The 18,021-nt window shown below is 59.8% G+C and carries 11 protein-coding genes and 1 rRNA gene; 1 reads left to right on the forward strand and 11 read right to left on the reverse strand.

The genetic code is table 11. The features are described from left to right. From O3297_RS22645 to puuE, 10 genes are all read right to left on the reverse strand, one after another. Entirely contained in the window at positions 1–1,071 is a 1,071-nt protein-coding gene (locus tag O3297_RS22645; protein WP_305050222.1) for a S1/P1 nuclease, read from the reverse strand. A 2-nt stretch (positions 1,072–1,073) separates the two neighbouring features. Continuing rightward, the gene (locus O3297_RS22650; protein WP_070280858.1) at positions 1,074–2,303 is read right to left on the reverse strand and encodes a phospholipase D-like domain-containing protein; all 1,230 of its coding nucleotides are present in this window, start codon (positions 2,301–2,303) and stop codon (positions 1,074–1,076) included. A gap of 18 nt (positions 2,304–2,321) precedes the next feature. Continuing rightward, positions 2,322–4,019 carry a bifunctional UDP-sugar hydrolase/5'-nucleotidase gene (locus O3297_RS22655; RefSeq protein WP_305050223.1) on the reverse strand — a complete coding sequence of 566 codons (1,698 nt, stop codon included), beginning with the start codon at positions 4,017–4,019 and terminating at the stop codon, positions 2,322–2,324. A 154-nt stretch (positions 4,020–4,173) separates the two neighbouring features. Further along, entirely contained in the window at positions 4,174–7,611 is a 3,438-nt protein-coding gene (locus tag O3297_RS22660) for a TonB-dependent receptor (protein ID WP_305050225.1), read from the reverse strand. Between the two features lie 793 nt (positions 7,612–8,404). Further along, complete coding sequence (locus tag O3297_RS22665) at positions 8,405–9,892, reverse strand: adenosine deaminase (RefSeq protein ID WP_305050227.1); 1,488 nt, start codon at positions 9,890–9,892, stop codon at positions 8,405–8,407. A 43-nt stretch (positions 9,893–9,935) separates the two neighbouring features. After that, the gene (gene guaD, locus O3297_RS22670) at positions 9,936–11,252 is read right to left on the reverse strand and encodes a guanine deaminase (RefSeq protein WP_305050228.1); all 1,317 of its coding nucleotides are present in this window, start codon (positions 11,250–11,252) and stop codon (positions 9,936–9,938) included. 9 nt (positions 11,253–11,261) lie between these two features. Then, on the reverse strand, positions 11,262–12,329 hold the full coding sequence (xdhC, locus tag O3297_RS22675) for a xanthine dehydrogenase accessory protein XdhC (protein ID WP_305050229.1): 1,068 nt from the start codon (positions 12,327–12,329) through the stop codon (positions 11,262–11,264). Positions 12,330–12,338: 9 nt separating this feature from the next. Next, positions 12,339–14,684 (reverse strand): xanthine dehydrogenase molybdopterin binding subunit, encoded by a 2,346-nt coding sequence (xdhB, locus tag O3297_RS22680; RefSeq protein ID WP_305050230.1) that lies wholly within the window; start codon positions 14,682–14,684, stop codon positions 12,339–12,341. 10 nt (positions 14,685–14,694) lie between these two features. Further along, positions 14,695–16,161, reverse strand: a complete 1,467-nt coding sequence (gene xdhA / locus O3297_RS22685; protein WP_305050231.1) for a xanthine dehydrogenase small subunit — start codon at positions 16,159–16,161, stop codon at positions 14,695–14,697. Between the two features lie 99 nt (positions 16,162–16,260). Continuing rightward, a complete protein-coding gene (puuE, locus tag O3297_RS22690) occupies positions 16,261–17,214 on the reverse strand; it encodes an allantoinase PuuE (RefSeq protein ID WP_305050233.1) in 954 nt (317 codons plus the stop codon). A gap of 121 nt (positions 17,215–17,335) precedes the next feature. Here puuE and uraH point away from each other — a divergent pair, with 121 nt between their 5' ends. Further along, entirely contained in the window at positions 17,336–17,689 is a 354-nt protein-coding gene (gene uraH / locus O3297_RS22695; RefSeq protein WP_034785620.1) for a hydroxyisourate hydrolase, read from the forward strand. Positions 17,690–17,908: 219 nt separating this feature from the next. Here uraH and rrf read toward each other — a convergent pair. After that, positions 17,909–18,021 (reverse strand): 5S ribosomal RNA (gene rrf / locus O3297_RS22700).

Consider the following 18,021-nt stretch of genomic DNA (forward strand, 5'->3'; position numbering starts at 1 on the left):
TTACTGCGGCCAGATCGCCTGCAGCACGGCCGCCAGGTGATAGCCGCCCTCGATCAACTGCTGCTTCGCCAGCGCCGAGCTGGGCACCGGATAATTATCGGGCACCGTCAAGGCCCACACATTGTAGACCTCGCCCTTGCGGCTGGTCTGCCGGGTGGCAGGGCCGGCCACCACGTCCGTGAAAGCAATCTTTGACACCGCCAGCGAGGCATCGGCCCACTGATACGGCCAGGTGGCGGGGTCGCCGCTATTGGCGCTCACCACAGGCGCGCTGGCGATCACCGTGCGGGCGAACTGCTGCGGCGTGCGCGTGCTCAGGCGGCGCATGGCGTAATCGACGACGGTCGTGTCCCAATACGAATGCAGGGGCTTGGTGGGCGACTTCGGATACGCACTGGCTGGCTTGGCCGTGCCCTCATCCGCCGGCAGCGGCGCGGGAATCACGGCGTCGGACAGCGCCGTCATCTTCGCATCGTCGAGCAGCAAATCGTTGCCGCCGCGTGCATTGAAAATGGCGATATCGTCGATCTGCGCCTGCGTGGCGGGCACAAAGAACTGGCCATCCTTGCCGAGAAACGCATTGCCAACATGCAGTGGCTGATGGATATCGCCCACCAGGTGCGTGATCAGGATCAGGGCTTCGCGCTGGCTGAAGCCGTGCGGATTGCTGGCCGCATCAGCCTTGCCTTGCAATACCAGGATCGCCTGCTTGAGCGTTTGCACGATATCGTCGTCGGCCGTGCCTACGCCATGGTCATGGTAGTGCGCGTTCTGGAACGGCACATTCGTGTAATGGTATTCGCCATGCTTGGGGTTGGCCGCCACATAGGTCAGCATTTCCGGCGATTGCGGACCGCAATACGTGCCCTTCACGCAATCGGGCCAGTTGGCGATCTTTTCCAGGCTTTCGCCAGGCAACAGCAACTTGGCCACCTGTGTCTGGGCCGCGCTCCCCTTGAGCAATTGATCGGCGATGGCGCCCACGGCGCGGTGGCCGTCATTGCCCCACGCCAGCACATTGCCGGAAGCGAAAGCGGCACCCAGCGCCAGCACGCACAGTAATTTTTTCATGTTCACTCCTTGCCTTGCGGCGCGGCCTTGGCCGGTTTCGGATACTGCTTGTTGATGTCGATGGGCTGCGCATACGCCGAGCTCCACGTCTGCTCATGCAGCGCGGCAATGCGCTGCGCCATCTGTTCGTTGCGCAGCACCACTTCCAGGTTGCGCGACAAGTCGAAATAACCGCCCGCCCAGTTGCTCGTGCCGACCCAGGCCAGCTTGCCGTCGATGCTCATGGTCTTGCTGTGGATCACGCGCGCGAACGGGATAAAACCCGTCGACGCCGTGGGTATCGTCACGATGCGGATTTCCACGTTCGGCACCAGGGCCAGGCTTTTCAGGTAGGCGATGGCCGGCGCTTCCGTGTTCCAGGCGGACACCATCAGCTTGATTTTCACGCCGCGCTGGGCGGCTGCGCGCACGGCGTTGTCGATCACGGCGTAGTACGGACGCGTGCGGTTCGGGCCGTAGGACAGCGGCGCATAGTCGAGCAGCTGGATGCGCACTTCGCTTTTCGCTTCCGCCAGCAAGGCGGGCAAGCCTGTTTCCGAGTCACCCACGCCGGCCGGGTTGTAGGCATTCGGGCTGGCCAGCAGGAAAGCGTTTTGCGCGTAGTTGGCCGGCACGACCTTGCTGTTGAGCACCGTGGCGCGGCTGCCTTGCGACGTCAATGCCTGCGCCTGCCAATCCTGCTCGAAAATCGCTTGCACCTGGCTCACCATGGCCGGATCCGTGATCTTCAAGCCCGTCTCATGGATGTGCTCGAACGAGCGCCAGTCGAAATTCTGGCTGCCGATGTACGCCACCTGGCCATCGACGGCCAGGTATTTCGCATGCACGATGCCGTTGCCCGTGATTTTATTGAAGTCGATGAGGCGCAAGTCCAGGTTAGGAATCGCCTTGATTCGGGCGATGGTGGCCGCTTCCGACAGGCCCACGCCCTTCTGGTCCAGCAGGAAACGGATCTTCACGCCGCGCTGGCCGGCGGCCGTCAGGCTGGCCAGCACCTTTTCAAAAGCCGTGCCCGGCTTGCTGACGGCGTAGAACTGGGCGATGACGATTTCTTTCTTGGCCGAATCAAACAGCTCGCTCCACACGGCGACGGGTTCGCGCAGGTCGGGATTGGTCAAGCTCGTTTCCACGGGCGAGGTGTGCACCAGTTCAAAGCCGGGAATGGTGAAATCCGCGTGGGCCGTGCCCGCGAACAGGGTAGTGACGAGCAGGGAAACAAATAAACGACGCATGGTTTTTCCTTGTAAAGATTATTGGACGCGCACGATGCGGCCGGCCGCCGTGGCGCTGCCAGCCGGTTTGCCGACGCGCGCGCGGTCGATCAGGTAATTGCTGAAGGCGTCGATATCGCGCACGCCCGTGTCGAGCCGGCGCGTACCGGCCGCCAGCACGGTGAAGCGATCGCCGCCACCGGCCAGGAAACTGTTGGCGGCGACACGGTATTGTTGATTGTCATCAATGGCGACGCCATTGAGCATGATGCTGCCCGGCAGCACCCGCTGGCCCTGCGGCCGCGTGCTGTCCCAGCGGTAACTAAAACCTTCGGACACTTGCAACAGGTTGCCCTCGCCTGCCTCTTCGCCCGGCCATTGCTGCTCGAGCAAGGTACGGATTTGCGCGCCGGAAAGACTCACGACGATCAGGGTATTGCCGAACGGTACCACGGCCTGGTTCTGGCCCACGTTCGTCATCAGGTCGGCGCCCGCTTCCAGGTCCTTGCGGATGCCGCCATTGTTCATCAGGCCGATTTGCGCACCGGCAGCGCGCGCGCCGAACAGGGTGCTGTCGGCCACCAGGTCGCCCAGCGGGGAAGCGCCGCCGCCCTTGGTGCTGCGGCCCACGTTCGGCACGGCGATACTGGCCACGGGACGCGACAATTCGGCCGCACTGCGCTGCTTGACCGACTCCAGGTAGGCTGCCACGGCCGGGTCCGGCTCATACATGCCTGGCAGCATGACGACGTTTTTCGCGCTGACATCGATCAGCGCATTCTTGACGGGATCGACCTTGAGCTTGATGCGCGTCAACATGTGTCCGCCCATCTGCGCCTGCGTCACCAGGCGGCCATCGACACGGCACAGATAACCCTGGTGCGAATGGCCGCTGATGACCAGCTGAATCGCTGGGTCGAGACGTTTCACGACATCCACCACTTCGCCCTTCAGGTGGCTGCAATCGGGCTGGTCGACGGCTTCCTTGGTCTCGCCGCCCTGGTGCAGCAGCACGACGAACACGCCCACGCCCTGCGCGCGCAATTGCGGCAAGGTGGCGTTGATGGCGTCCGCTTCATCGCCGAACCGCAAACCGGCAATGCCGGCGGCCGTCACCACGGACGGCGTATCCTTCAGCACGGCGCCGATCAAGCCCACCTTGACGCCATGCGCCTCTTCGATGCGGTAGGCGGGCAGCAGGGGCTTGCCCGTTTGCGTATCGATGACATTGGCCGCCATATAAGTGTAGCTGGCGCCCTTGAAGTCGGGCGTGAACTTGCACGCCTTGTCGGCGCGCGATGATTCACAGCCGCCGCGCTGCTGGCGCAGCAATTCCGCCTTGCCCTGGTCAAATTCATGGTTGCCGACGGAACTGGCCTTCATGCCCAGCATGTTCATGGCGACGATGCTCGGCTCGTCCGCCCACAGCGCCGACATGGCGGGACTGGCGCCGACCAGGTCGCCATTGCCGACAAAGATCAGTTGCGCATCTTCGCGCCGCCACGCCGTCAATGCGCCGGACAAGGTATCGATGCCGCCGGCCTGCACCGTCTTGCGCTCGGCATCGGCGACGCTCGTGTAGGTAAATTTGCTGCGGTCGAGATTGCCGTGAAAATCGTTCAGGGCAACCAGGTTGATATCGACGGGCGCCACGGAAGGCGTGGGAGGCATGGCGCAGGCGGCCAGCAGCAAGGTCAGGGCCGCCGCTGTGGCGAGTGGTGTCAGATGATGTTTCATGGTCCCCACGTAGTCATCGTTGTCAAAAAAACTGTCTCATCCGGGGGGCGCCGCACGCCGCATGCCCATCCGAGCATTACAAGAAAGCAGAACATAAACGAAAAAACGGCCGGTGTCGCCACCAGCCGTTTGCAACTTCAATCAAGCGTCGAGATTAGAACTCGTACTTGACCGTAGCCTGGATCGCCCATTGGGACTCACCCTTTTGTTGACGCACGGTGTAGTCCTCTACCTTGTCACGCACTTGGTAGATATAACGGCCTTGAGCATCGAGACCCGCAAAATCAACAAAGTTACGCGTTTGACCACCAGCCGAGCGGAAAGCCATTTCATTGATACGGCCCCACTTGCGGTTGATCATGTTGCCCACGTTGAAGAAGTCCATCGTGAACACGCCTTTGTTGCCTTTGAAGAAGCCTGGGACTTCCTGGCTGACACGCATGTCGAAGCTGTTGGTCCAAGGCGAGAAGCTGTCGTTACGCTTCACCACGCCGCCTTTCGCGCTGCGCAGGTCACCGTTTGCGTTAACAAATGACCAGAAACGGTCTTCGTTGGCGTGATTGGTTGCCGTATCACCACGGAACACCACTTCGCCCGAACCCGGTTTCGATGGGATGTACATCAAATCGTTGCCGCTGACGCCGTCACCGTTCAAGTCATTGCTGTAGGTCCAGCTGAATGGCTTGCCCTTGCGGCCTTCATAGAACAGACCGAAGCTGGTCTTGTAATTGTCGAAGAAACGCTTCTGGAAGTTCAACACTGCATTGAAGCGGTCTTTTACCAAGTAGCCGGAATTGGCGGCAACGTTTTCGTTCGGATTGAAAATCGAACGGGCATTGAAGTTCGACGTCGATACCGACGAGGTCAAAGGTGACACTTCCGTTGCATCCGTGTAGGTGTAGGCAACCGACCAGCCGAAGCCTTTGGTCATAGGCTGGCTAACCGACAGGGTTACCAAATTGCCTGCGCCCTTGTCCGTTTTCTGGGCAACCATGACGTTGTTGAAAGCAGGATTCTTGAGTGCCTTGGCAACGATGGAACCGGAGCAGCCCGTGTTCGTCGCCGACAAGCCACCGGTGGAAGTCCAGCAATTCGTATTGTAAGCACCGGCACCGTAGTACAGCTCACGGCCATCGGTACCCTTACGCGTCGCCGCGCCCAAGTTCAGATGCTCATAGTAAATGGCATCCTTGTTTTGCGTGCGCAGGTATTCCGCGCCGAAAACCAGGCCCATCCATGGCAACTCGTGTTCGAATGCCAGGTTGCCCTTCCAGATCGATGGCTGACGCAAGCTAGGCGACAGGAAGTCCACGTTAGCCGCAGGCGCGGCATCAGCGAAGTTCGTCGGCTGCATGGTCGGATCAGGATTGAACAAGCCACCGACGGTTGGGCAAGCCTTGAAGCCGCTGGTGCCGCAACCGACGATACGGGTCGCCACGCCAGGATTGGCGAACGGATTCGACATCCAGACCGTGGCTGCCGCGCCCTGGAACAGGCCGAAGCCGCCGCGCAACTGGGTAGGACGGGTGCTCTCAAACTTGTAGTTGAAGCCCACGCGTGGCTGCCACAGCGTCTGGCCATCGATGGTTTGCGTATTGTTCAAGCCAAAACCGCCGCTTTGTGCCTTGCCAGTCTGAGCGTTGCCAGCAACCAAAGGTGCAGCTGCCGCGGCGTTGTACAGCGGACGGTCGCTGATGCCGGCCTTGTCCACGCGCACGCCATATTGCACGGTCAACTGTTTGTTGACGGTCCATACGTCCTGAGCGAAGAAGCCATAGTTTTTCAGGCTGAAATCAGCAATGGCGTTTTCCAGGGAGCCGCCTGCCAACGGTACCTGAACCTGATAAGAGCTCGGGCGTCCAATGCGGAAGTTTTCCAGGATGGCTTGTTGCTGAAGCGTCGGTGAATTGTTGCAGTTGAAACTAGTGCTGCCATCCGGGTTCGGTTTGACGAACGAGTAGCCAACGTTATTGATACAACCGAAGGTGTAGTTACCGTTCACGTTTTGCAGGAACGCATTGTAGACATCGTTCTTGCTAAAGTCGGTACCAAACTTGACTTCATGGTCACCCAAGGCCCAGTTGGCGCCCAGGTAGGCATCTTTGGTCTTGGTGCGCAAGACGTTGAACTGGTACGACTGGTCGGTACCAAAGTTCAGGTAGCGGTCTTTGGTCGAGATACCTGCAGGCGATCCCGCTGGCACGTCCCCCGTAAACTTGAGGGACATCGTTGGCAGGGTGGAATTGTTCTTCGGCAGACTTTCATAGTCGCGCGACGACACCTTGAATTCCGTCGAGAAATTCGGCGTCCAGTCGGCAAACCACTGGCCAACGATGGTCTCGATCGACTTGTTTTGCGAACGCCATGCCGAGTTCAGGGCGATGCCGCTATCCGATACACCGGTAAACATCGGCTCGGACTGATCGGTTTTGGAGTAGCGAACCATCGCGCGATGGTTATCGTTGATGTTCCAGTCCAGTTTCAGCAAGACATCATCAACTGTCAACTTCGTGCCTGCGGGAACTGCCGTGGTACCGACTGGCAAGTTGTACTTATCCTTGGCAATCGTCTGTAAAGCCGAAATAGCGGATTCGGTAATACCGACGTTCGTCATCGAGCTGCCAATTGGACCAAAGTTTGGCGCAGTGCGAGTGCTTTCCAGCTTTTCCTTGTTGGCGAAGAAGAACAGTTTGTCCTTGATCAACGGGCCGCCGACGGAAACACCCTTGGTCGTTTCGCGGAACGGCGCTGGCGCGTAATAGCTGTCTTTGACGTTGTCGTAACGGTCACCGGCCATCCGGTCATTACGGAACACGTAGTAGACGCTGCCCTTGATATCATTGGTACCGGACTTGGTCACGGCGTTGATATTGGCGCCCGTATAGCCTTTTTGCGTCACGTCGTAGTTGGCGACGTTCACTTGCACGGACTGGATGGCATCGATCGAAATCGGTTGCTTGGCAGTCGGGCTGCCGTTCGATTCCAGGCCGAAAGTGTCGTTCACCGCCACGCCATCGATGGTCATCGAGTTGTAGCGCGAGTTTTGACCGGCAACGGACAATTCGCCGCGCTCTTTGTCGGTTTGCGAAACACGCGGGTCGGAACGGGCGTAATCTTGCAGATTGCGCTGGATCGACGCTTGCATGGCCAGCTCATTGGCGCCAATGTTGGTGCCGGCACCCATGTTGCTGCGGTTAAAGATCTGTGCGCGTGCACCTGTACCCGTCACGTTCACAACTTGCATCTGGGCGCCCAGGGTGGCGTCCACATTGGCCGTTTCGGCCAGTTCCAGGAACACGCCTTCGCGTTTTTCAACTTCACCATTCTTGGTGATGGTGATGGTGTAGGGACCGCCAGCGCGCAAGCCGCGGGCGACGTAACGGCCTTCCGCATCGGTCGTCACATTGCTGACGGAACCCGATTCGGTGTGCACGATGGTAACAGTGGCGCCAGCTGCCGGCTTGCCGTCGGTGGCCGAGATACGGCCGCCAATGGAAGACGTAGTGTTCTGTGCGAACGATGGTGCCGCCGCCAGTGCAATAGACAGGCTGAACGCGATTTGCGTTAGCCGAAGTCGCTTGTGATTGATCATCTTTAACCCCAGAAAAGACTATTATTTTTGAAAATCCTGGATTGCCCCACCATCCGGCTGCGCCGCACAGCAACACAAACACAACATTTCCTCTTTACGATGCTGCAACTGTTACGCCGGCGGGACTGGCTGCGGTCCTGACAAGACCATCACAAAATGCCGCTCCACACATCACAACCATTCCTATTCAGACAATAACGGCGGAAAAAACTGCGACCGATCCGTACGACCCAGGGCGCTAGCTCCTGTGTCATTCACCCGACAGGCTTACCCGGCGAACATGGCAAGCCGCGAGTGTAATTGTTAAATATTTCAAGACTGTGACACGGCGGCAAAATGCAGAGAAATGTCGTCATTTAGTTGCGCGACTGTTTGTTTCACTCTGCATCTCACCTTTATTTACTGCAAATACCCGTCTTCATACGCTATCAGCCATACGAATTGTGACTTTTTAATATCACACTCATCCCACTATGCATCATCAAAAAATGGATGACAAATACGTTTTTTTTTACATATTTATATATTTTAAGTATAAATAGCGTGAAGTAACTAGCTGGATTGATATCGTGCTGACAGCGTCCGGGCTTATGGCGCGTGATTATAAATGAGCAATATGTACTTGAAATTGATTCATCCAAGAAATTGGACAAAGTCGTGCATCTGCCGTCAATTGTGTCGCATGGCCGCCACAAAATTAACAAAAATACATTGCCGTGATTTGAGGGGGAGAAATGAAAACGGCCGGAATATCCGGCCGTCCTGAGAGTATCAGTTGTGAACGTCGCGCAACTTACGGTTTGCTGCTTTTGCCTGCCTTGTCGGCCGCGGCAATTTGCGCTTCAAAACGGGTGAAACGGGCATCGAGCGCTTTCAGCAAACGTTGCTTGTCCGCTTCCGCCAAGAAGGAATAGCGCAGGCTGTTGTAGGACAGCTTTTTGATTTCCGCATAATCCGTCTTGTACTGGCTGGCAAACAGCACGTATTCATTCGACAAGGTATTGCGCGAGACGCCCGCGTCATCGGTGGAAATCACGAATGGCACGCCATATTTGCGGTACAGGGTGATCGGATGCGCCTGGCCCTTGATACCGAGAATGTAATCGTTGCTGGTCAGGTTCACTTCCACGGGAATGTTACGCTCGCGCATTTTCTGCATGGTTGCCAGCGCATTGTTTTCGTACGCGATATCCATGCCGTGACCGATACGGTCGGCGCCTGCCACATCGACGGCTTCGGCGATATGGAACGTCATGCCTTCCGGCGGCACCATGCCCAGCGCCAGCTCGCCGGCGTGCAGTGCGATCTTGACGTTTGGATACTTTGCCTTGAGGAACTTGAACATTTCCATGTGCAGGCTGTAATCGCGCATCGACACGTTCACGCTTTCCTGGCCCACGATGTTCACGCCCACCAGCAGCGGATTCAGGCTCGCTGCCTTGAACGCGGCCACCATGGACGAGAACACTTGCGATGGCGACAGGAAACGCAGCACATACGCCTGGTAACGCATGGTGAAGTTCGCATCGTCGATGCCGGCGCTGCTGGCGTTGACGTTGTCGTTGTAGGCAGTGATGCTTTTCTGGAAGCTGGCATCCTGCTCCAGGCTGCCGGTCCAGTTGGCCAGCACGGCTTGCAACGCTGCCGGCTGCAAGCCCGGCGCCAGCACCTGCTGGTCGAACTGCGCGTTCTGCACGAATGGCGACAGTTCGAAAATCGTCTCGATATAGCTGAGGTTTTCCGCGATGGCGCGCTGCTTCAGGGTTTTCAAGCCGTCAGCCGTGTTGCTCGACGCCACGGGACCGAAGTAGCCGAAGGTATCAAAAAAAGTGCGGTCCGGCGGCGTCTGGATGGCGCCGTGATTATAGAAATCCTTGGTCGACCAGCGCTGCAGCAATTCCGCATACAGGCTCGCATCGGCAAACACTTCCGTGGACGACAGGCATCCACGCTGCGCGGCGGGCTTGGCGCGCTCGGCCGCCACGACATCCTTGTTGCTTTCGATGCGGTACGTCGTCTTGTTGACGCAATAGTTTTCCTTGTCGACCCAGTCGAGGAATTGCTCGGCGTAAATGGCGCCCGAGTAATGGTGATGCAGATCACCGCCCTTGGGCATCATGGAAAAGAACAGGCTCAACTCGGCTGTCTTCGGCTGCGCACCGGCAACCAGGGCGGCAAAGTGGCGCGCGGTGGCCGCTTCATTGGAAGACGGGGCGGCCTGCGCCGTTCCGGTCAATGCCAGCGCGGCGCCAAGCGCCAGGCCAGTGAGTTTCTTATGCATTCGCGTTCTCGCTCAGGATAATTCGTGTTGAACCACGGGTAGGTCAGCCCTGCCCCCGCACATGCACGCATTGCCCGCCTGAATAGGTGGCGGCCACGGCGCGGTCGTCGCCCAGCAGCGCAAAGGCAAACAGCAATTCCTCCAGGCTTTGACAGCCGGCCGTGCGGCGCTCGAGCAACGGCGTCGACTGCTTGTCGAGCACGATGAAGTCCGCTTCCGTGCCTGCCGTAAAATTGCCGAGGGTGCCTTCCAGCTGCATGGCGCGCGCGGCGCCCAAGGTCGCCAGGTAAAACATGCGCAAGGCGGGCAGATAGCTGCCTTTCAAGCGTGCTACTTTATAGGCTTCGTTCATGGTTTGCAACATCGAGAACGAGGTGCCGCCGCCCACATCGGTCGCCAGCGACAGCAGCACTTTCGCCGCATCGGCCCGCTCGAAATCGAACAGACCGCTACCGAGGAACAGGTTTGACGTAGGACAAATGGCGGCCGCCGACGACGTTTCCGCCATGCGCGCGCGGTCGCGCTCGTCGAGCCAGATGCAGTGGCCAAACATGGCGCGCGGGCGCAGCATGCCGTACTGGTCATACACATCGAGGTAGCTGCGCGCCTGCGGATGCAGTTCGCGCACCCAGCGGCATTCATCCTCGTTTTCCGATACGTGGGTCTGCAAATACGTATCCGGATAGGCGCGCGCCAGCTCGCCCGCCAGGTGCATCTGTTCATTCGTGGATGTCGGCACGAAACGGGGCGTGATCGCATACAGCGAGCGGCCGTGCTTGTGCCAGCGCCGGATCAGCTCTTCGCTTTCGCGCGCGCCGGACTCGGCCGTGTCGCGCAGGAACTCGGGGCAATTGCGGTCCATCATGACCTTGCCCGCCACCATGCGCAAGCCGCGCGCCTCGCTGGCGCCAAAGAAGGCATCGACCGATTGCGGATGCACGCTGCCATACACCATGGCCGTGGTGGTGCCGCAGCGCAGCAGTTCGTCGAGGAAAAACTCGGCCACGTTGCGCGCATGCTCGGGATTCTCAAACGCGCGTTCGGTAGGAAACGTATACGTTTCCAGCCACGGCAGCAAACCGGGAGCGGGCGAGGCGATCATTTCCGTCTGCGGGAAGTGCAGATGGGTATCGATGAAACCCGGCACGATCAGCTTGCCGCGGTAATCGACGATCTCGGTACCTGGCGGCAAAGTCGCTTGCAGCGATGCATAATCGCCGGCCGCCACGACCTTGCCGCCGGCCACGATCAGCAAGCCGTCCGCATGCCAAGCGTGCGCCTCCTCGGTGAAAGCGGGATCGGCGTGAAAGTGCAGCAAGCTGGCACGGTAAGCTTGCAATGTGGCAGGAACTATCGGCATGACTTCTTTCTATAACGGGTGAATGGCGGCGCGTTTCTCGCGTCGCGGTGGCGCACTGGCAGTAGCCAGCCGCAGCGGTGCGGCCAGGGCGGCCGCGGCCGCTTCCTCCCACACCATGAGTAATTGACAGGCAACGGAAGCGGCGATCACGGCCGGCGCCTTGTTGCGGATGCCGGGCATGCCGATCGGACAGACCATGGCGGCAATGCGCTCATCCGGTACGCCGCGCGCCTGCAGTCGGTGCTCGAATTGCTTGCGTTTCGTGTGCGAACCGATCAAGCCGAACCAGCCCGCATCCTTGCGCTCCATGATGGCTTGCGTCAAGCGTTGATCGAGCGCATGGCTGTGCGTCATGACGAGAAAACTGCCGCCCGGCGGCGCCATGGCAACGAATTCCTCGGGCGTGTCGGTGGCGGCGATGCGCACGTTATCCGGTAGTTGCGCGGGAAACATGTCTTCGCGTTCATCGACCCAGGTGATATTGCAGGGCAAGTGGGCCAGCGCGCGCACGATGGCGGCGCCCACGTGACCGGCGCCAAACAAGGTCAGGTGCTCGCGCGGCGCCAGGCAGGGGTCGACCAGCCAGCGCCGCCCCTTGCCATCCTGAGCGACATGGGTACTGCGTTCGCGCGCGAACGTATTGGGTGCCTGGCTTGGCGCGCCGGCAATCAGTTTACCGGCGGCATCGAACAGGGCCGACGCGGCATCGCCGTCAAGCGCCGTGACTTTCCAGCTGTCATGCTGGCGCCGTTCGCGCAAGGCGGCCAGCAATGCTTTCAAGCTGGCATCGACATACTCGAACGCCAGGTGGACGACGCCACCGCAGCATTGTCCCAGGCTGGGGCCGAGCGCAAAACGCTCGAGCCGCGCATGGGTATCTGCCGTGGCCAGCATGGTCTTGGCAATTTCCACGGCGCGCAATTCCAGGTGGCCGCCACCGATGGTGTCCACCTGGCCTTCAAGGATGACGCGCATCTTCGCGCCCGCCTCGCGCGGCCCCGAGCCTTCCACCAGGGCGACCGTCACCAGCACGGATGCCTGCGTGTCATTCTCGATTGCTGTCAGCCAGTCGCTCATTCTCTGCTCCTAGGCGCCGGCATGCGCCGCTTGCACGGCCATGACCGCCTTGAGGATTTCCTCGCTGGTAGCGGGGGCATTCAGCGGTGGCTGCACGGCGTGATGACCCACGCTGGAAATGGCGTCGCGGATGGCAAAGAAGACGGAGAACGGCAGCAGCAACGGCGGTTCGCCCACGGCTTTGGAACGGTGGATGCTGTCTTCCACGTTGCGGTTCTGGAACAGCTTGACGCGAAAATCTTCCGGACAATCCGAAATGCCGGGAATCTTGTACGTCGATGGCGCGTGCGTCATCAGCTTGCCCGCCGCGTTCCACCACAGCTGCTCCGTCGTCAGCCAACCCATGCCCTGGATAAATGCGCCTTCCACCTGACCCAGATCAATCGCGGGATTCAATGACTGGCCAGCATCGTACAAGGCGTCCGCACGCAGCAGCTTCCATTCCCCCGTCAAGGTATCGACCACCACTTCAGCCACTGCCGCGCCATACGCATAGTAGGAAAACGGATGGCCCTTCATCGTCTTCGCATCCCACGACAGGCCAGGCGTGGCATAAAAGCCGTCCGACCACAGTTGCACCCGGGCCAGATAAGCCTTCTGCACCAGCTCGGCAAACGCGACGACATGACCATGCACGTGGATATGGTTATTGAAGAAGCGCACTGCAGCAACGTCGCCGCCGTACAGTTTGACCGCGTAATCGGCCAGGCGTTCACGGATCTGGCGCGCCGCATCCTGCGCTGCCTTGCCATTCAGGTCGGCGCCGGTGGACGCAGCCGTGGCCGACGTGTTCGCCACCTTGCTGGTATCGGTGGCCGTGGCCCGTACGCGCTCCAGGTCCAGCCCCAGTTCGTGCGCCACCACTTGCATCACCTTGGTATTGATACCCTGCCCCATTTCCGTGCCGCCATGGTTGACCAGCACGGAGCCATCCACATACACGTGGACCAAGGCACCGGCCTGGTTCAGATGCGTGACGTTGAAGGCGATGCCGAATTTCAGCGGCGTGAACGCCAGGCCCTTCTTCAGGATCGGGCTGGCTTCGTTGAAGGCGTCGATGGCGCGGCGGCGCGCGCGGTAGTCGCTGCTCTCCTCTAGCTCAGCGACGAGCTCGTGGATGACGTTGTCGACGATGGTCTGCCCATACGGCGTGACATTGCGCCCCTCGGCATCGTTGCGCCCATAGAAATTGAGCAGGCGGATATCGAGCGCATCGCGTTGCAAATGGCGGGCGATTTCATCGATCACGTACTCGATGGCAATGGCGCCCTGCGGCCCGCCAAAGCCGCGGAAAGCCGTATTCGACTGGGTGTTCGTCTTGCCGCAGGCGGCGCGGATATCCACGTCGGACAGGTAATATGTGTTGTCGAAGTGACAGACGGCGCGCGTGGCGACGGGGCCGGACAAGTCCGCCGAGTAACCGGCGCGCGTGGTCATATCGACCTTGGCGGCAAGTATCCTGCCCTCATCGTCGTAGCCCACTTCGTATTCATAGTAGAAACAGTGGCGCTTGCCCGTCACCAGCATGTCGTCGTCGCGGTCGGCGCGCAGTTTCACGGGGCGCTTCAGTTTGGCCGCCGCAATCGATGCGGCCGCCGCCCACAGGGCCGACTGCGATTCCTTGCCGCCAAAACCGCCGCCCATGCGCCGGCATTCGACGGTGATGTTGTGCGAATGCACGCCCAGCGCATGCGCCACCACGTGCTGCATCTCGCTCGGATGCTGGGTAGAACACAGCACCAGCATGCCTTGCGCTTCCTTCGGGATGGCGTAGGAAATCTGTCCTTCCAGATAAAACTGTTCCTGGCCGCCCACATACAGCTGGCCCTTGACCACATGCGGCGCCTTCTCGAACGCCGCCTGATAATCGCCGCGTGTCAGTTGCATCGGCGGCAGCACGTACGATTGTGCGGCCTTGGCCGCTTGCGGCGTCATGATCGCGGGCAATTCCTCGTACGATACCTGCGCCAGGCGGGCGGCGCGGCGCGCATGGTCGTGCGTATCGGCCACCACGATGAAGATGGGCTGGCCCACGTATTGCACCAGTTCCGCAGCCAGGATGGGATCGTCATGGATGATCGGGCCGCAGTCATTGGTGCCGGGAATGTCCTGCGCCGTGTAGACGGCGACAACCCCTTGCGCGCCGCGCACGGCCGACAAATCCATGGCTGTGATGCGCGCGTGCGGCTTTTGCGACAGGCCCAGCGCCGCGTGCAAGGTGCCTTGCAACTCGGCGATATCGTCCGTGTATGTGGCTTGCCCCAGCACATGCAATTGCGCCGATTCATGCGGACTGGGCTTGCCCACGGCGGCCCAGGCGGCCGCTTGCAGTTCGGGCGTGGCAGGATGGTTCATGCTGGTCCTTTCAGGCGCGGCAAGCGTAGGCGTTGACGGCAGTGCGCAACAGCGGCGCACCGGGGCGTGTTTCCAGCCAGAAGCGGCGCAACAGATTTTGCGCCGTCGTCATGCGGTAGGTATCCGAGGCGCGCATGTCCGACAGGGGCGCGTAATCGTCGGCCAGCAAGCGCATGGCGATGAGCAGATTGTCTTCCGTCCATGCTTGTCCGCGCAAAAACGCTTCCGTTTGCGCGGCGCGCTGCGGCGTGGCCGCCATGCCGCCAAAGGCGATGCGCGCATCGATGATGCGCTCGCCATCGAGCTGGAAGACAAACGCGGCGCATACGGCCGAGATATCCTGGTCGAAGCGCTTGGCCAGCTTATACGTGCGGAATTGCACCTCGGCACGCGGCAAGGGCACGCGCACGGCTTCGACGAACTCGCCGGGCTGCAGATCTTTCTTTTGGTAAGCCAGATAGAAGTTTTCCAGCGGCATGATCCGCTGGCCGCCTGGGCCGCGCAGCACGATCTCGCTGCCCAGCGCAATCAGCCACGGCATCGAGTCGCCGATGGGCGAGCCATTGGCCACATTGCCGCCCAAAGTGCCTGCGTTGCGGATCGGCAAGGAAGCAAAGCGTTGCCATAGTTCAGACAATTCCTGCGGATAATGCCCGCACAGCGCCGCATAGGCATCGTTGAGGCTGGCTCCGGCGCCGATGTGCAACTTGCCATCGTCCACCATGATGGTTTTCAGCGCAGCGACGTTGCCCAAATAAATGATGTCGCCCAGGTCACGCAATTGCTTGGTCACCCACAAGCCCACATCGGTGGAGCCGGCCAGCAGGCAGGCTTGCGGCTTTGCCCCGCGCAGTGCCACCAGTTCATCGATGCTGCGCGGCGCGTGAAATTGCTGGCCGCCATGTTCATACGTAGTCAGGCTGCTGCGCTGCAACGCCTGCAATTGCTGCGCCACGGCATCGCGGTCGAACGTGACGTGCGGTAGTTCGCCCATGCGCTTGGCTGCGTCGATGATGGGCCGGTAGCCCGTGCAGCGGCACAGATTGCCCGACAGGGTATCGTCGATTTCGCCGCGCGTGGGTGTCTCTCCGTTTTTCTCCAGATACATGCCCCACAAGGACATGACAAAACCGGGCGTGCAAAAACCGCACTGGGAACCGTGACACTCGACCATCGCCTGCTGCACCGGGTGCAGGGCGCCGTCGGGCTGTTGCAAGTCTTCCACGGAAAACAGGGCCTTGCCATCGAGGGTAGGCGTGAGCTGGATGCAGGCGTTGACGGCTTTCATCTCGATTTGCCCATCCACCAGGCTACCGATGACGACGGTGCAAGCGCCGCAATCGCCTTCGGCGCAGCCTTCCTTGGTGCCCGTGCAATGCAAATCCTCGCGCAGGTGCTGCAACACAGTCTGCGTAGGGGCGGCGTTGCGTACTTCCTGTACGGCACCACGGTAGTAAAAGCGGATCGGTTCTGACATGCTGGCCTCGGTATAGTCCCAGTATAGGAGATTAACACCGGCATATGGGACAACTATATGCAAAGACTGATTTTACTTATCATCCAATATCAATACCTATCAAACGCTACAGGGATGCGTCGCGTGCCAATGTTCGGCAATATCGATGCGGCGCGTGATCCACACATGCTCATGGCCTTGCACATAGTCGAGAAAGCGCGCCAGGGCGGCCGCGCGGCCAGGCCGTCCTACCAGGCGGCAATGCAAGCCCACGGACAGCATCTTCGGCTGATTCAAGCCGTTCGGATCGCCTTCCGCATACAGCACATCGAAGGCATCCTTCAAGTAATCAAAAAACTGTGTGCCCGAATTAAAGCCCTGCATGGCGGCAAAGCGCATGTCGTTTGTATCCAGAGTGTAGGGCACGATCAATTGCGGCTGCACGGCAGGCATGCCGGCGGCATCCGTGTACGCCACCTTGTCCCAGAATGGCAGATCATCGCCGTAATAATCGGCGTCGTAGCGGAAACCGCCATGCTCGACCACCAGTTTGCGCGTATTCGGAGAATCGCGCCCCGTGTACCAGCCTTGCGGGGCGGAACCCGTCAATTCGCGGATGATCTGCACGGCTTCGCGCATGTGTTCGCGTTCCGTCGCCTCGTCCATGTTTTGATAGGAAATCCAGCGCAAGCCATGGCAGGCGATTTCATGCCCCAGTTCCTGGAAAGCCGCCACCGCCTCCGGATTGCGTTTCAAGGCCATCGAGACGCCGAATACGGTCAGCGGCAGGCGCCGCTCCTCGAACATGCGCAGCAAGCGCCACAACCCGGCGCGCGAGCCGTATTCATAAATCGACTCCATGCTGAGGTGGCGCGCGGGAAAAGCGGCTGCGCCGATCATTTCCGATAAAAACGTTTCCGAGGCGGGATCGCCATGCAGCACGCTGTTTTCCGCCCCTTCCTCGTAATTGAGGACGAATTGCAGCGCGATGCGGGCCTTACCCGGCCATTGCGGATGGGGTGGCGTGCGGCCATAGCCGATCAAGTCGCGTGGATAATGTTCGTAATTGTTCATGCGGAGGCGCGCCTATAGGAGGACAATGTTGGCTATATGTCCAATCATATAGCCCGGCGCAGTCACCGGTATATGATTTGCACGATAAGCACATTCACTCACCCTATATACAGGATAGCAAATGGGAAAACTCAGCACGCATGTACTCGATATCGCCCACGGCAGGCCGGGAGCCGGCGTCAAGGTGGCCCTGTTTTCAGTTGCGCCGGAAGGCAAAGTGTTATTGAAGATGGATATGACGAACAGCGACGGCCGTTGCAGTTCACCCTTGCTGGAAGGCGACAGCATGAAGGCGGGCCAGTATGAACTGGTCTTCAATGCAGGAGACTATTTCGCCGCCCAGGGCGTGGAACTGCCCTCCCCCCGCTTCATCGACCTGGTCACCCTGTCCTTCGGCATTGCGCATACAGACGAGAACTACCACGTACCGCTGGTAGTATCGCCGTGGTCGTATTCGACTTATCGCGGGAGCTAAGCGACGTTAAGTAAAAAAGGCAGCGCGCAGCGCTGCTTTTTTTTCGCCTGTTGAACCGAGCCACCGGGGTCAGACCCTCCACACCGCCAACGCCAGATTCGACGCCAACGCGCGAGGGGGTCTGACCCCAGCCTTCGTTTGGGGTTCGCCATCACAAACCGCCAGACGAAAAAAAACCCGACCATTTCTGATCGGGTTTTTCTCTACTACGAATAACAAGCCTGACGATAACCTACTTTCACACTGGTTGCAGCACTATCATCGGCGCAAAGTTGTTTCACGGTCCTGTTCGGGATGGGAAGGGGTGGGACCAACTTGCTATGGTCATCAGG

The sequence above is a fragment of the Janthinobacterium sp. SUN128 genome (assembly GCF_030587275.1).
In the GTDB taxonomy this organism is placed as follows: Bacteria; Pseudomonadota; Gammaproteobacteria; order Burkholderiales; family Burkholderiaceae_D; genus Janthinobacterium; species Janthinobacterium lividum.

Coding starts and splice junctions, on each gene's coding strand:
- O3297_RS22645 (WP_305050222.1), bottom strand. CDS start 1,071: ATGAAAAAATTACTGTGCGTGCTGGCGCTGGGTGCCGCTTTCGCTTCC.
- O3297_RS22650 (WP_070280858.1), bottom strand. CDS start 2,303: ATGCGTCGTTTATTTGTTTCCCTGCTCGTCACTACCCTGTTCGCGGGC.
- O3297_RS22655 (WP_305050223.1), bottom strand. CDS start 4,019: ATGAAACATCATCTGACACCACTCGCCACAGCGGCGGCCCTGACCTTG.
- O3297_RS22660 (WP_305050225.1), bottom strand. CDS start 7,611: ATGATCAATCACAAGCGACTTCGGCTAACGCAAATCGCGTTCAGCCTG.
- O3297_RS22665 (WP_305050227.1), bottom strand. CDS start 9,892: ATGCATAAGAAACTCACTGGCCTGGCGCTTGGCGCCGCGCTGGCATTG.
- guaD (WP_305050228.1), bottom strand. CDS start 11,252: ATGCCGATAGTTCCTGCCACATTGCAAGCTTACCGTGCCAGCTTGCTG.
- xdhC (WP_305050229.1), bottom strand. CDS start 12,329: ATGAGCGACTGGCTGACAGCAATCGAGAATGACACGCAGGCATCCGTG.
- xdhB (WP_305050230.1), bottom strand. CDS start 14,684: ATGAACCATCCTGCCACGCCCGAACTGCAAGCGGCCGCCTGGGCCGCC.
- xdhA (WP_305050231.1), bottom strand. CDS start 16,161: ATGTCAGAACCGATCCGCTTTTACTACCGTGGTGCCGTACAGGAAGTA.
- puuE (WP_305050233.1), bottom strand. CDS start 17,214: ATGAACAATTACGAACATTATCCACGCGACTTGATCGGCTATGGCCGC.
- uraH (WP_034785620.1), top strand. CDS start 17,336: ATGGGAAAACTCAGCACGCATGTACTCGATATCGCCCACGGCAGGCCG.